General features: G+C 60.1%; 15 protein-coding genes. 11 read left to right on the top strand and 4 right to left on the bottom strand.

The genetic code is table 11. From position 1 onward, the window contains the following. The first annotated feature begins 3 nt into the window (after positions 1 to 3). From kce to terL, 8 genes are all read left to right on the top strand, one after another. Entirely contained in the window at positions 4 to 930 is a 927-nt protein-coding gene (gene kce / locus EKN06_RS14550) for a 3,5-dioxohexanoate:acetyl-CoA acetone transferase (protein ID WP_127613629.1), read from the top strand. A 2-nt stretch (positions 931 to 932) separates the two neighbouring features. Further along, a complete protein-coding gene (locus EKN06_RS14545) occupies positions 933 to 1,709 on the top strand; it encodes a cyclase family protein (protein WP_127613628.1) in 777 nt (258 codons plus the stop codon). Between the two features lie 120 nt (positions 1,710 to 1,829). Beyond that, positions 1,830 to 2,768 carry an alpha/beta hydrolase gene (locus tag EKN06_RS14540; protein WP_164844098.1) on the top strand — a complete coding sequence of 313 codons (939 nt, stop codon included), beginning with the start codon at positions 1,830 to 1,832 and terminating at the stop codon, positions 2,766 to 2,768. A 202-nt stretch (positions 2,769 to 2,970) separates the two neighbouring features. Continuing rightward, entirely contained in the window at positions 2,971 to 3,459 is a 489-nt protein-coding gene (locus EKN06_RS14535; RefSeq protein WP_127613626.1) for a flavin reductase family protein, read from the top strand. A gap of 235 nt (positions 3,460 to 3,694) precedes the next feature. Further along, positions 3,695 to 4,411, top strand: a complete 717-nt coding sequence (locus EKN06_RS14530; RefSeq protein WP_127613625.1) for an IS6 family transposase — start codon at positions 3,695 to 3,697, stop codon at positions 4,409 to 4,411. A gap of 736 nt (positions 4,412 to 5,147) precedes the next feature. After that, on the top strand, positions 5,148 to 6,557 hold the full coding sequence (locus EKN06_RS14525) for a site-specific DNA-methyltransferase (protein ID WP_205693921.1): 1,410 nt from the start codon (positions 5,148 to 5,150) through the stop codon (positions 6,555 to 6,557). Beyond that, complete coding sequence (locus EKN06_RS14520; RefSeq protein ID WP_127613623.1) at positions 6,557 to 6,991, top strand: DUF5681 domain-containing protein; 435 nt, start codon at positions 6,557 to 6,559, stop codon at positions 6,989 to 6,991. The genes EKN06_RS14525 and EKN06_RS14520 overlap by 1 nt, the downstream gene beginning before the upstream one ends. Beyond that, entirely contained in the window at positions 6,988 to 8,469 is a 1,482-nt protein-coding gene (gene terL / locus EKN06_RS14515) for a phage terminase large subunit (RefSeq protein WP_127613622.1), read from the top strand. The genes EKN06_RS14520 and terL overlap by 4 nt, the downstream gene beginning before the upstream one ends. 19 nt (positions 8,470 to 8,488) lie before the next feature. Here the strand turns inward: terL and EKN06_RS14510 are convergent, their stop codons facing one another. Beyond that, positions 8,489 to 9,154, bottom strand: coding sequence for a hypothetical protein (locus EKN06_RS14510; protein ID WP_127613621.1), 666 nt, complete (start codon positions 9,152 to 9,154; stop codon positions 8,489 to 8,491). Next, complete coding sequence (locus EKN06_RS14505; RefSeq protein WP_127613620.1) at positions 9,154 to 9,750, bottom strand: hypothetical protein; 597 nt, start codon at positions 9,748 to 9,750, stop codon at positions 9,154 to 9,156. The genes EKN06_RS14510 and EKN06_RS14505 overlap by 1 nt, the downstream gene beginning before the upstream one ends. 118 nt (positions 9,751 to 9,868) lie before the next feature. Here EKN06_RS14505 and EKN06_RS14500 point away from each other — a divergent pair, with 118 nt between their 5' ends. The 3 genes from EKN06_RS14500 to EKN06_RS14490 all read left to right on the top strand — a co-directional run bounded on the left by EKN06_RS14500 (position 9,869) and on the right by EKN06_RS14490 (position 12,408). Continuing rightward, the gene (locus tag EKN06_RS14500) at positions 9,869 to 10,072 is read left to right on the top strand and encodes a helix-turn-helix domain-containing protein (RefSeq protein ID WP_127613619.1); all 204 of its coding nucleotides are present in this window, start codon (positions 9,869 to 9,871) and stop codon (positions 10,070 to 10,072) included. Between the two features lie 58 nt (positions 10,073 to 10,130). After that, positions 10,131 to 10,322, top strand: a complete 192-nt coding sequence (locus EKN06_RS14495) for a hypothetical protein (protein WP_127613618.1) — start codon at positions 10,131 to 10,133, stop codon at positions 10,320 to 10,322. Between the two features lie 382 nt (positions 10,323 to 10,704). Further along, complete coding sequence (locus EKN06_RS14490; RefSeq protein WP_127613617.1) at positions 10,705 to 12,408, top strand: cation:proton antiporter domain-containing protein; 1,704 nt, start codon at positions 10,705 to 10,707, stop codon at positions 12,406 to 12,408. 52 nt (positions 12,409 to 12,460) lie between these two features. On the opposite strand, the gene EKN06_RS14485 is transcribed toward EKN06_RS14490, so the two are convergent. After that, complete coding sequence (locus EKN06_RS14485) at positions 12,461 to 13,240, bottom strand: slipin family protein (RefSeq protein WP_127613616.1); 780 nt, start codon at positions 13,238 to 13,240, stop codon at positions 12,461 to 12,463. A 19-nt stretch (positions 13,241 to 13,259) separates the two neighbouring features. Beyond that, positions 13,260 to 14,612 carry an NfeD family protein gene (locus EKN06_RS14480; protein WP_164844097.1) on the bottom strand — a complete coding sequence of 451 codons (1,353 nt, stop codon included), beginning with the start codon at positions 14,610 to 14,612 and terminating at the stop codon, positions 13,260 to 13,262. Between the last annotated feature and the right edge of the window lie 86 nt (positions 14,613 to 14,698).

Raw genomic sequence — 14,698 nt, 5'->3', positions numbered from 1 at the left:
ACCATGGCGAAAGTCATCATTACTTGCGCTGTGACTGGCGGCGCACACACTCCTACAATGTCCGACGCACTGCCGATCACGCCCGAGGAAATCTCTAGCCAGTCGCTCGATGCGGTAGCGGCCGGTTCGGCGATCCTGCACCTTCACGCACGCAACCCCGAAACCGGCGAACCAACCGGCGATCCCGATGTCTATTCGCGCTTTCTATCCGTCATTCGCCAACGCACGGATGCAATCGTGAACATCACCACCGGCGGATCGGCAACTATGCCTCTCAAGGATCGCCTTGCGGCTGCGGCTCACTTCAAACCAGAAATGTGCTCGCTCAACATGGGTAGCATAAATTTCGCAATGTTCCCCGCAGCCAAGCGCGTCACTCAGTGGAAGCATTCGTGGGAAAAGCCCTATATCCTAGGGTCTGACGACTTCATCTTTCGCAACACTTTCCGCGACATCGAATACATCCTGCAAACGCTGGGCGATCAAGGAACGCGGTTCGAGCATGAATGCTATGATGTGGGCCATCTTTACAATCTTGCCCATTTCGTCGATCGGGGTTTGGTGAAGCCGCCGTTCTTCATTCAGATGATCTTCGGCATCCTTGGCGGAATTGGTCCAGACCTTGAGAATCTGACTTTCATGAAGGCCACAGCCGACCGCTTGTTTGGTAAGGATGCATTCCAGTGGTCGGTTCTGGCGGCTGGTCGTTTTCAGATGCCGTTTCTGACTCAGGCCGCGTTGATGGGCGGAAATGTGCGGGTCGGGCTGGAAGACAGCCTTTTCATCGAGCGAGGTGTCTTGGCCGCGTCGAATGCGCAACAAGTGCAGAAGATCGTGCGCATCCTGCACGAAATGGGGCACGAACCTGCTTCGCCAGCCGAAGCGCGAGAGATCCTCGGCCTGAAGGGTGCTGACCGGGTGGAGTTTTGAAGATGGCGCGCAAATTCGTCGACCTGTCGATCTATCTCGAAAACGACGTCATTTCCGATCCCCCGGCCTATCGACCGAAGATCGAGTACATCGATCATGAAATGTCCGTTTCGCAGGTTCGACGCTTTTTCCCCGGCTTGCAGAAGAAAGATCTTCCCGATGGCGAGGCGTGGGCGATCGAGAAGGTCGAATTGATCACGCATAACGGAACGCATCTCGACGCGCCCTGGCACTTTGCGTCAACGATGAACCAGGGCGAGCGCGCGATCACCATCGATGAAGTGCCGCTAGAATGGTGCTTTCAGCCGGGTGTCAAACTGGACTTCACCGGATTTGACGACGGATATATCATTACCGCCGCCGATGTGGAGGCGGAGCTTGCGCGGATCGAACACGAGCTGTCGCCGTTGGAAATCGTGATGATCAACACAAAGGCCGGCAAGCGATACGGCGCCGACGATTATGTCGATGCGGGATGCGGCATGGGGCGCGAAGCAACACTCTATCTTCTGGAACGCGGCGTGCGCTTGACTGGCACAGACGCATGGAGCTGGGACGCGCCATTTTCGCATACCGCACAAAGCTACGCCGAAACTGAAAACGCAGATCTGATCTGGGAGGGTCATAAAGCAGGCCGGGAAATCGGCTATTGCCATCTCGAGAAACTTCACAACCTCGAAGTGCTACCGGCGACAGGATTCACCGTATCGTGTTTTCCGGTCAAAATCCGCGCCGCGTCTGCAGGATGGACGCGTGCCGTGGCTATCTTCGACGACTGAAGCCTTCCCATCGATGCCGACAAGGGCTCATGCTTTTGACCGCACTCCGGTGTAGGGATCAGAAGTGAACAGCAGATCCAATATCAGTACCCGCAAGGGCATCAACCGGGGGAGGAAACAGTGAAAACGGTAAAGGACCGCATCGATCCAGAACTTGTCCCGGCTTATCCGGAGAAATCTGCCGAGGTTTTCGCGCTAATAACCAAGGACATAGGGGCAGCCCGCGCCGCAGGAAGAGAGCGATTGGACGATGTAAAGAGCGGCCAGTATCCATTCGGCGGGACCACCGAACTTCGAACCGTTCCGGGGCTTGATGCAGATCCCGAGGTGCCCATCGTCATCTACCGCGACCCGAAAGCGGTGAGCCCTGAAAGCGTGCTGGTCTGGCTGCACGGCGGCGGATATGTCTTGGGATCAGCTCATGACCCATGGGCCTTCCGATACACGCCACTAATGACGGTCGTGTCGGTGGAATATCGATTGGCTCCTGAGCACCGTTCACCATCGGCTCCGCGCGACGCGTGCGCAGTACTAGAGTGGCTTGCCGCAAACGCTAGCGAACTCGGACTGGACCGCAGTCGAATCGTCATCGGGGGGCCAAGCGGCGGGGGCGGCGTTGCGGCGGGGGCGGCGCTCCTCAATCGCGATCGGGGTGGACCTCCCCTCCGTTACCAATTACTAATATACCCGATGATCGACGACACCCATGAAACGGAATCGGGGCGTCTAGACTTGCCGCCCGGCCTTTGGACCCGGGAGGTTTCATTGGACGCTTGGTCAGTCTACACGGAAGAAACCGGTACGTCACGATATGCAGCGGCAGCCCGCGCCGAGAATGTGCAGGGCTTGCCACCGGCCTATATCATGACTGGCGATCTGGATCTGTTTCGGGATGAATGCATTCAGTATGCCAGCCGTTTGATGGCTGCGGGTGTACCAGTTGACCTTGCTGTTTTTCCAGGCGCCCCCCATGGCTTCGATCTACTTGCGCCGGATGCAGCCGTAAGCCGCCGCGCAATTGATCACCAGCTGAATGCGCTTCGCCAAGTTTTGATTTGAGGGGTGCTGTCAGTCCGACGCTAACCTCTCGCCACTTGGCGCAGAACGGCCCAAGCATTCACGCCCTCATGCCGCAAGATTCTGCCAGCCTTACCCTCAACCAGCACCATTCGCTAGCGGTGCAATTGCTTTCTGCGCGATTGAATTGTTGAAGGATTATCTCAAGTAGCGTCATGGGGATGCTCTCTCGAAGGGAAGACAAATGTGCATACAAGACGATCTCAAGCAGGGTCTGCGTCGGCTCGCCAAGGCGGTCGTCGTCATCACCTGTGAATTCGAGGAAACGCGCTATGCGATGGCGGCGACTGCAATCAGCGAACTGAGCATGGACCCACCGTCGCTTCTGGCCTGCATCAACAAGTCAGCCTCGATCGCTCGAGTGATTAAGGCCGGAGCGAACTTCGCGATCAATATCCTCCATGCCTCGCACGATGACATTTGCGGCGCATGCAGCGGTAAGGTGAAAGGGGAGGCGCGCTTTGCGGTAGGCGATTGGCAATTCGGCCAATTCGGCATGCCCATCCTTGCAGATGCTCAGGCTAGCTTCGAATGCCGGCAGGTTGAGCTTCACGAATATGGTACGCACTACTTGCTGATCGGCGAGGTCGTGGCGGTCCACATATCGGATCAGCCGGTTGAGCCGCTGGTCTATGCCGATGGTGGGTTCAACCGGCTAGAGTCCATCTCTTGATCGATCGTCGGATCTGTCGCCGTGGATCTTGAGCTTGCGGGGAAGGTGGGGTGATGTCAGAAGGATTGCACCGTGAGCTGCATAGGGGAGGCCATGGTCATGCCCCGTCCCAGAAAGCCCGCGTCGCCGTTCCGCTATATCCACTCCTCACCCGAAGTCATCCGCATGGCGGCGAGGCCCTGTCAAAGCAACTGCACCGCTAGCGGATGGTGCTGGTCGAGGGTAGGGCCGGGTTATGGCCCAACCTCGAAAATCCGCTTCGCCGTTCCGATATTTCCACTCCTCGCCGGAGGTGATCCGGCTCGTGGTCATGATGTATGTCCGGTTCCCGCTGAGCCTGCGGAACGTCGAGGATCTGTTGTTCGAGCGTGGTATTGATCTCTGCCATGAGACGGTGCGGCTTTGGTGGAACAGATTTGGTCCGCTGTTTGCAGCTGATATTCGCCGACAGCGGGTGAGCCGGATGCGGGGATTCCGCCACTGGAAATGGAACCTCGACGAGGTCTACGTAAAGATCAACGGAGAGATGTGTTATCTTTGGCGGGCCGTCGATCACGAGGGCGAGGTCCTGGAAAGCTATGTCACGAAGAAACGCGACAAAGCGGCGGCTTTGCGGTTCATGAAGAAGGCGCTGAAACGCCATGGTCCAACCGAGAAGATCGTTACCGATGGCCTCAAGTCCTATTCGGCTGCCATGCGCGCACTGGGCAACGAGCGCCGCCAGGAAGTTGGCCGCCACGCCAACAATCGCGCCGAAAATTCACACCTGCCCTTCCGACGAAGGGAGCGCGCGATGCTCCGGTTTCGGCGGATGAAATCGCTACAGAAGTTCGCCTCGGTCCACGCCTCGATCTCCAACCACTTCAACCAGGAACGTCACCTCGTCGACAGGGAAACATTCAAGGCAAGACGCTCGGCCGCGCTGGTCGAGTGGCAAAATCTTGCGGCATAACTGCGGAAAAACCTGAGCCGTCGTACGCCAAGTGGAGACGAGTTAGCGTCGGACTGACAGCACCGCCACCTAGTCTACCCTTTCCCGACATTGACCTGACAACCCTCTCAAAACGGCGCAGATCCGCGCCCATTGCGCGTGAACCCGTAGTGCAGAGGGCCCAGATCGGAGAAGTTTCAGGCGATTTCAGCCGGCTTTCTCCGCGACCCTGTCGGCCACTACGGGATTGCATTTCGGACCAATTCAGGCGTCAAGTCTCCCTGTTATTCCCGCAAAAACAGGGAATGTACTCGCAGCGCGTCACGTCCCGGCGCCGCATTTACCGAAGAGAATGAACCATTTGCATGCGCAAAGTCGCCTTCCTGTTTCCGAATAGCAGGGAGGGGCGGGCCAATAGCAGGCCCAGAACGCAGATCCTTCGTCAACGATTTCAATGACTTGTGACAAAATCGGGCTTGACAGCGCACTGGGCGATCTGCGAAAAGGCCCTCGCACCTGGCGACCCCGTCAGCCAGGAGCAGCAGCATCCAGGGTCAGTTCCAGGTCCGGAGGCAGCAGGAATGAAGCAGACGTCGTTTTCGGCGCATGCTCTCCGTTCCAGCTGCCGGGCTGGAGTTATACAATGCCCAGGACTGCCTCTGTTCGCAAGCGCACTCGCGTTCTTCTCGATACGTCCAGTGTGATCCCCTCCGTCGTTGCCCTGCCGAACGATCCGCATGACGCGCTCGCGCTTGCGGTGACCGACGTCGCATCCGACACCCTCAAGCCGCCGCCGCGCCGGTTGCGCAATAACGGCCCGCGCCAGATGAGCGCGATCCGCTCCTCGATCGCGAACTTCGGCTTTCTGAACCCGATCCTGATCGATGAGGAGAACCGCATCATCTGCGGCCACGCCCGTTGGCTGGCGGCGAAGGATCTGGGCCTTGCCACTGTCCCGGTGATCCGCGTCGATCACCTGACGGACGAGCAGAAGCGTGTCTACGCGATCGCCGAGAACCGCACTGGCGACCTCGGCGAATGGGATGAGGACGCGCTGCGGCTCGAGTTCAGCGAACTGCTCGATTTGACGCTCGATCTCGACCTCAGCATCGAGGTGTCGGGCTTTGCGAGGAGCGAGATCGACGACCTTCTGGTCAACAGTGAGGGCAGCGGCGGGACGGATGATGAGGAAAACCAGCCCGCGCCCGTCACGCGTCCGGGCGATCTTTGGCTGCTTGGCGATCACCGCCTGCTGTGCGGCGACGCTCTGGCAGAGGGAAGTTACACGATCCTGATGGGCGAGGACCGCGCGCAGATGGTGTTCTCGGATTCGCCTTATAATTTGCCGACCAGGGCCTTCTCGGGGAAGGGCAAGTCCCAGTTTCCTGACTTCGCGATGGCGGCCGGGGAGCTGAGTCCCGCGGAGTTCACGCAGTTCCTCACCAGAGCATTCGACCTGTCGGCCCGGTTCAGTCAGGACGGGGCGATCCACTTCCAGTGCATGGACTGGCGTCACCAGCGCGAGATGCTTGATGCAGGCGAGGCGGTCTACAGCGAACTGAAGAACCTCGTCGTCTGGGACAAGGGCAAGGGCGGCATGGGTTCCTTCTACCGCTCGCAGCACGAACTGGTTTACGTGTGGAAGGTCGGAGACGCCAAGCCCATCAACAACTTCGGGCTAGGTGACACGGGCCGGTACAGGACCAATGTCTGGGCCTACCGCGGCAACAATACGTTCCATGCCGGCCGCGACGAGGAACTGGCCGCGCACCCGACGGTCAAGCCGATGGCGCTGGTCGCCGATGCGATGCGCGATTGTTCGCACCGCGGCGGGATCGTGCTCGACTGCTTCGGTGGTTCGGGCACCACGCTGCTCGCGGCCGAGCATACCGGCAGGCGGGCCCGGCTCATCGAGATCGATCCCAAGTACTGCAATGCGATGATCGAACGCTGGCAGAAGATGACGGGCAGGGAAGCGGTGCTGGCGTCCACCGGTGAGACGTGGACCGAGGTTGCGCAGGCCCGCGGCGTCGATCTGGGTGATCGGTCGGCCGGTGGTCCGGAAGAAGAAGTCGAGCACGAAAGCATGACTTGTAAGAGCGATCCGGGGCGTGTCGATGATCGGGAGATCGTCGACATTGCCGCCAGCGAGCGGGAGGACGGCTGATGGCAAAGGCTCCTGCCCGCACGCGGACCCGCAAATCCGGTGCATCGACTTGCGGTAAAACGCCGGCTGCTTCCTCGCCTGTCGGTCCCGGCAACCCGCCCGTCTCCACGCGCTTCAAACCCGGCCAGTCCGGCAATCCGGCTGGCCGCCCGCCGAAAGAACGCAGCCTCCTCAAGCATGTCGAGAACGAACTCGATGCCGAGATGCGGATCAAGGTAGGCGAGGAGTTCCTGCGCCTCACCAAGCGCGAAGCGCTTGCCAAGCGCATGGTGAACTCGGCCCTGGAAGGTGATGCCAAGGCCATTGCCGCCTTGCTGCGGCTGCTGGGTACGGCCAGCGACAGCAACGAGAACGCGAGTGCCACCGTCCCGCTTGAGAGCGTGATGAACTTTCTCACCCGCCGGATGCCGACCGGGGAAGGAGACGCGGCATGACCGCGCTCGCCGAAGCGGTCGAACTGCCGGCCGACATCTGGGACGCCATGACCCGGCTGGACTTCCTGACCTTTGTCAGCCGGGTCATGGCCGAACTCGAACCGGGCACGGTCTACGAGGAAAACTGGCACCTCGAGGTCATCGCCGACAGGCTTCTGGCCGTGCAGGATGGCGCGAACCGGCGCCTCATCATCAACATGCCGCCACGCGCGATGAAGACGATCACCGTTTCCATCGCTTTTGCCGCGTGGATCCTCGGTCACGATCCGACCCGCCGGATCATGTGCGTCACCTACAGCAACGATGTCGCCAAGGCGCAGGCGACCCAGTTCGTGCGCATCGTGCGCAGCGGATGGTACCGCCGCTGTTTTCCCGAGTGCCGTCCGGCCGTGCCCAACCGGACGCTCGAATGGCAGACCACGAAAGGCGGCTATCGGCTTGCCACCTCGATCGAGGGCAGCGTGCTCGGACGCGGCGCCGACTACATCATCCTCGATGATCCCAACAAGGGGCAGGAGATCTTCTCGAAGGTCGCCCGTACCCGGGTGACGGATGCTTGGGACAACACGATCTCGACCCGGCTCAATCATCCGAAGGAAAGCGCGATCATCTGCGTCATGCAGCGGTTGCACGACGAGGATCTGGCGGGGCACCTGCTCGAACAGGAGAACTACGAACTGCTGTCGATCCCGGCGATCGCGACGCAGAAGGAGACCCGGGATCTGGGCAACGGTCGTAGCCATGTTCGCAGGAAGGGCGAGTTCATCCAGCCCACGCGCATGGGCAAGGCCGAACTCGACCGCCAGAAGAAGATCATGGGTGCGACCGCGTTCAGCGCGCAGTACCAGCAGCAGCCGGTTCCCGATGACGGCGTTGTCATCCGCCGGGCGTGGCTGCGCTACTGCGACGAATATCCCGAAGAGTTCGAGACGACGCTGGTCAGCTGGGACACGGCCTCGACGCTGTCGGAAAATGCCGACTGGTCGGTGGGCACCGTCTGGGGACAGGCCAATGGGGAGATCTGGCTTCTCGATGTCATCCGCGAACGGATGGAGGCGCCGGGACTGACCCGGCTCATCGAAAATACCCACATCGAGAACGATGCCGACATCACGCTCGTCGAGGATGCCGATCTCGGTCGTGCGATTGCGCAGAATCTGTTCAATGCCTCGCGGCGCTGCAGGCCGCAACTGGTCAAACCAAGGATCGAGAAGATCGCGCGCATGCAGGCCCGCGCCGTCATGTTCGAGACCGGCAAGATCATCCTGCCGCGCGAGGCGCCATGGCTCACTTGTTATCTCGAGGAACTGCTGGGCTTTCCCAACCGGCGTCACGACGACCAGGTCGATTCCACCAGCCAGGCGCTCGACTGGTTCCAGCGGCGGATGCGCAGGGACCTTGCCAGCGAGCGTCCTGCACGCAAGAGGTCGTCTGGAGGTCGCAACCGTCCGCAGGGTGCACCGTTGAGGTGGCGCTAGGATTGCCCCTTCGGACTGGTCAACTCATGATCCGCCATTCGAGCAGCTGGCAGTCGCCTCCCCGGACCAGCGCAAAGGCCGTCTCGACGTTCATGCCGCCAAAGCCGTTCTCGGCGCGGAACGTCATGAGGGCATTGTGGTTGCCATCGCTATCGAGCCGCGTGATCCGTGTCTCGATGTGTTCGAACGAATCCGGATTGCGCATGGTGGGTTCGACGGCGGTTACGAGAGCCCGGTAGGATCCGTTCCATGGGCTGAGACAGTGCAGGCCGCTGCGGCTTTCCTCTTCCGCGGCGGCCTGCTTTCCAGCTTCCTCCGCGCGCTCGCGCGCTTCATCCATCGCCTGTTCGATCCGACGTTCCTGATCGCGCTTTGCCATCGCGGCCTTGCCTTCAGGTGTGTCCGACCATGCCGACGACATTGCGAACAGGGCGACAACCGTCAGCAGCACCGCGGACCGGCCCATCCATTTGCGTGAAGTGACGAGATCGCTTCTGGTCTGCCGCGATCCATCGGGTCCGGTCACGAAGAGGAATGGCCATGGTATGACAAGGGCAATGGCGATGATGACGATAACTGCGGCGATCCATGCCTCCGCGACCAGTGTCATCAGCAGCAGGACCATGGCGATGGCGAGGAAGGCGATACGGAGCCCGCTCATCGAGCGGATGGCGGCAGGGGTCATCAGAAGGTCTCCCCGTTGAGCTTGGCGAGAACCACCTTCCAGAGTTCCCCTTCCGGATCGAGCCGCTCGGCAGGCGTGCAGAAGTCGAACAGCGGAACCAGCTGTGCCAGGGCAACCTGATCGTTGGAGATGATCAACGTGTATTGGCCCTTGTGGGCGCCATCGATTTGGTAGAGCGGCTTGCCATCAGCATCGCCGAAGGTGGCAGCCGGGTTATGGGATATGGCGTAGCGCTCTGCGGTCAGGATGGCGTTGGCCTTAACCAGATTCCAGCCTTCGGTCTCGCTGGTCAGGGTGCAGTCCGGTTCGCCCGGCAGCCGATCAGCACGCGCCGCCGTTGCAGGCTTGAGCGTATCGGGCACTTTGGTCTCGGCGAGGGCAGCTTCGTCGCCGGCTTCTGCGAGTCCGGCAATGTAGCCGAGCGCGAAAAAAGCCAGCCATCCGAATCCGACCGCGCGGGCCAGGCTGCTGTACCCCTCGCGCAGCAGGAACCATGCGAAAACGAAAGGCGCCAACGCGATACCAATGCCCAGCGGGAAGCTGACCCGGCGTGGCTCCTTTTGTCCTGCTCGGTTCTCGCCAGCGTTGTCATTCATCACGCTCTCCATGTCGACAATAAGTAACGACATGGATGCTTCGTGTGGCCGCACAGTCAAGCACAATGTCACTGATCGTCTGTAGATCAATCGGCGACATGGCGCTCTTTACTCGTGCGTGGACATCTGCACCCGCCTTGGCAAAAACGTTCGTCGCCTCCGTGAGGAGAAAGGATGGAGCCAGGAGGATTATGCCGACCGCGCCGGCATTCATCGCACCTACGTCAGCGATATCGAGCGGGGGCGGCGCAACCCGACGGTCACGGTCGTCGAGAAGCTCGCGGTACCGTTCGACGTGCGGCCGGGTGAACTGCTCGACTGAAGGTGACGGTCAAAAGCTCCGTCTGGACTTGCCGTCGGCGTGTCCGCATTCCCGGGCCATGCACGACGACACCGACATTGCCGGCGCTCTGCTCTCCCGGGTTGCGGGGATTCTCGAGGATGTGAGTACCGTTGCGGCTTTGCGCGAGACTGCAACCGATGCAGGAGCTATCGTCGCCATGCGACGCGATGTTGCAGATGCGTCAGCGTTGCTCGAGGCGGTCGCCGTGCTCGTCACAGGGCGGGGCTGATACATCAGTTCCCGCATGCTGGGCCGGCAGCGAAACCCGGGTTTGATGCCGGAACGACCAGTCAGGAAATGTCGGGTCTGTTGGACGATCCGGAACGGCTCCTTTCAGAAGCGCCGATCGGGATAGCGGACATCCCGGGCAGCGTGCCGGCACGTCAGCTACGCGCCCCAGCTTCGGTCAGTAGAGGTCGAGTTCCGAATCCGCGAGACCGGGCGCTCCAAAATCAACCGTTGCAGACAGTGCGCGATTTGACGTGCTGTCGGTTCACTACCCGATTGATCACTATGCCTATGGCTATATCGGACTTACAATCGACCCGTAACGTAATGCTGAAGTGAAGCGGCGGTCCGCCCCCTGATCGAGCCTTCGTAAGGAACGATTCATGTCGGAAGAGATGCCATTCCTGAAAGACGCCATCGTTTTCTTGGCAGCAGCGGGCATAGCAATGCCCGCTGTGCGCAAGCTCAACATCAGCCCCGTACTGGGTTTCCTTTGCATTGGCGTGTTGCTCGGCCCTTTCGGGTTATCGCAGCTTGCATCGCAAATTCCTGTCATGCGGCATATCTCTGTCTCCGATCCAGAGAGCATTAGCGTTGCCGGCGAACTGGGCGTCGTATTCCTCCTGTTCAGTATAGGCGTCGAAATGTCGCTTCCCCAGATCTGGGGATTGCGAAAGCTCGTGTTTGGGCTTGGTTCGGCGCAGATTCTCGTAACGGCGGCGGTCATTGCCCTCTGTCTGTTCGTACTTGAGTTTGAACTACAGCTCGCTGGACTTCTGGCTTTGTGCTTCTCGCTGTCCTCGACTGCCATTGTTCTGCAACTTCTATCAGAGAAGATGCGGATCGGCACGCGTGTAGGCCGAACGGCTTTCGGCATCCTACTGATGCAGGACCTTGCGGTCGTGCCCATCCTGTTTCTTGTGCAAGCGTTGGGCTCGCGCGAACCTGGTTCTGTTTCGAGTTCCGCGCTCCTTGCAGTTGCTGGAGCTATTGCGGTCATCGCGGTAATTCTGCTGATTGGTCGGGTGATCGTGCGGCCCCTGCTGCGTAATGCCGGGGGGCGTGGTCACCGCGAAACCTTCATGGCGGCTGTTCTGCTGCTGATCCTCGGTACATCCGCCCTCACCGCTTGGGCAGGGCTGTCGATGGCGTTGGGCGCGTTTCTGGCCGGTTTGATCTTTTCCAGCACGGAATACCGCCATCAGATCAACAGCGACATCGAGCCATTCAAGGGCTTGCTGCTTTCCTTGTTCTTCATCTCGGTCGGCATGCGTCTGGATATCGCCTCGGCGTGGCCTGACCTTGGATGGTTGTTGCTGGCCTCCCTGTCCCTGATCATCATCAAAGCAATTGTCCTATTCGGCCTCGCTCTTGCTTTTCGCCTGGGTTTGGCGGTTGCCGCAGAGACCGCGATCCTGCTCAGCGAGGGAGGGGAATTCGCCATCGTTGCCATCGGTGCGGCATTGGTTCTGGGCGTCGTACCCGACGCAATCGCGCAAACTGCCATTCTTGTGGTGGTGGTGACCATGTTTGCCACGCCGGGCCTCGAGGCACTTTCACGCCGGGTGGGCTTACGTCTATCGGCAAGGGGCAAAGAGGCTGCTGCCTCCACTCCATCGGCTTCGGAAGAACGGATCGTGATCGGCGGCTTCGGGCGGGTTGGGCAGATGCTGGGCAGGATTCTGGAAGATCAGCGTATCCCCTATATCGCGATCGACAGGGATCCTGATGTTGTGGCCCGCGCCCGAGAGAATGGTGCCCCCGTCTATTATGGAGATGCAAGCGATGCCGCGTTGCTGGAGCACATCGATATTGGTCACGCGCTGGCATTCGTAACGACCATGGATGAAATGGGATCTGGCGAGGCGCTTGTTTCGTCAGTGCACCGTTCTTGGCCCCATATTCCGGTGTACTCTCGTGCTCGCGATCCTGCGCATGCCCGGCGATTGAAGCGGATGGGGGCTTTGGAGGCGATCCCTGAAACCGCAGAAGCGACCCTCCAGCTTTCGGAATCCTTGCTCTTCGGGCTCGGCATCCCGGAGGATGTCGCTCAAACGATTGTCGAACGAGAACGCGGCGCACTTTGAGTTGTACTCCGTCGAGGAAGGAATGTGGCCCGCGACGGCCGGGCCGTCCTGCCTAATTACGTCTGGGTTCATCCTTCCCACCCTTGAACCATTCCGACAGGTTCATCGGGAATGGAAACACGATCGTTGAACTGTTGCGTTCATTGGCGAGCACATTGAGCGTCGAGAGGTAGCGCAACTGCATGGCTTCCGGCCGGGCGCTGAGGATATTGGCCGCTTCCAGAAGCTTGGCCGCCGCCTGCTGTTCGCCTTCGGCGTTGATCACTTTCGCCCGCCGTTCGCGCTCTGCCTCCGCCTGTCGGGCGATTGCCCGGATCATGGATTCATCGATGTCGACATGTTTGATTTCGACGTTGGCCACCTTGATGCCCCAGATGTCGGTTTGCTTGTCGAGGATTTCCTGGATGTCCGCGTTGAGCTTGTCGCGTTCGGCCAGCATCTCGTCGAGATCGTGTTTGCCCAACACGGATCGCAGGGTCGTCTGCGCTAGTTCGCTGGTTGCCGGAATGAAATTTTCGACCTGAATGATTGCGTTCTGCGGATCGAGAACGCGAAAATAGACGACGGCATTGACCTTTACCGAGACATTGTCCCGCGAGATCATGTCTTGGGTAGGTACGTCGAGCACTACCGTGCGCAGATCGGTCCTTACGATCTGCTGGACGAACGGAATCAGGATGATGAGGCCCGGCCCCTTTACGCCGGTGAAACGACCGAGCGTGAATACGACCCCGCGTTCATATTCGCGCAGGATCTTTATGGCCGACCACAGGAAAATGAGAAGAAGAAAGACAAGCGGAAAGTAGAACCCTAAGTCCCCGACGATTTCCATGACTGCCTTCTCCTACAGGTTATTGATCAGGTGGTTCCTCGCGAGTGACCTTCAAGCGAAGGCCATTGACGGCATCGACGACGATCGCGGCTCCCTTGGCCAGGGCCTGCGGTCCTTCCGCACTCCATCGTTCGCTATGAACGAAGACATGACCCTTACCGTTCTTCCAGTCGAGCACCTCTCCTCGGGAGCCCAATAGCTCCTCTTCGCCGGTTTGAACCTGGATGCCATGTGAGCGAATACCCAATCGTGCCATGACGACTATCATCGCGGTCCCGGCGACGCCCAAGGCGGCAATCACCGACCAGTTGATCTGGAACGCGGGGACATCGGTATCGATCAGGATGACGGCACCCAGCACGAACGACAGCAATCCGCCCATGCCCAATATGCCGAAGGATGGCGCAAAGGCTTCCGCGACCATCAGGGCAAGGCCAAGCACGATGAGGCCGGCACCTGCAAAATCCAGAGGGAGGGCTGCCAGGGCATAAAGCCCGATCAGCAACGAGATGGCACCGATCGTGCCGGGGACCATTGCACCGGGATTCATGAATTCGAAAATCAGCCCGTAGATGCCCACCATCATGAGGATGAGCGCGACATTGGGGTCGGTGATCGTCGCCAGTACCTTGTCGGCAAGTCCTGGCGCGATTTCGGTAACGGCAATGCCTTTCGTGTCGATCCGATGTTCCCTTCCAGCGATTTCGACGGTCATGCCATGGAGTTGGCGGAGCAGATCTGCACGGTTGTCGGCGACGATCTGGATCACGTTGCGCTCAAGTGCGGCCTGCGCAGATAGGCTTGCCGCGCCCCGCACCGCGTCCTCCGCCCAATCGGCATTGCGACCGCGCAGTTCGGCGAGCGAGCGAATATAGGCAACCGCATCGTTTACGGCCTTTCGCTCGCCAGCGCTGGCAGGCTCCTGCCGGTCGGTGCCCTCGTCCGGATCGGACTGCCCTCCACCCAGCTGGATGGGCGTCGCCGCTCCCAGATTGGTGCCAGGGGTCATGGCTGCCACGTGACTGGCATAGGCGATGTAGGTTCCGGCACTCGCTGCACGCGCACCGCTGGGGTGGACATAAGTGACCACAGGGACAGGCATGGCCAGAATAGCCTGGATGATGTCGCGCATCGATGTGTCGAGGCCGCCGGGCGTGTCCATCTCGAGGATGACCAACTCTGCATCGCGCGCGCGGGCCTCGATCAGGCCGTTATCGATGTAGGACGCCGACGCGGGACCGATAGCGCCATCCAGCGTCAGGACGATGGCCGTCGACCGCCCGGCCTGCTGGGCATGGATCGAAGTCTGGAAATTCAGAAGCGCAATCGCGATCGCGAGGCAAAACGTCAGCCTCCGGGAGATTCTGGCCAAGGCGTTTGATTGCTTCACCTCTCAACTTCCACCGTCCAGGCGACCCGAACCGTAGGAACAACCGCGAACTGGCGCTCGGCAGGATA

This window comes from Croceicoccus ponticola (genome assembly GCF_004004515.1).
GTDB classification, from domain to species: domain Bacteria; phylum Pseudomonadota; class Alphaproteobacteria; order Sphingomonadales; family Sphingomonadaceae; genus Croceicoccus; species Croceicoccus ponticola.
Note: the sequence above shows the minus strand (reverse complement) of the source record. Positions and strands in the feature narration are given on the sequence as shown.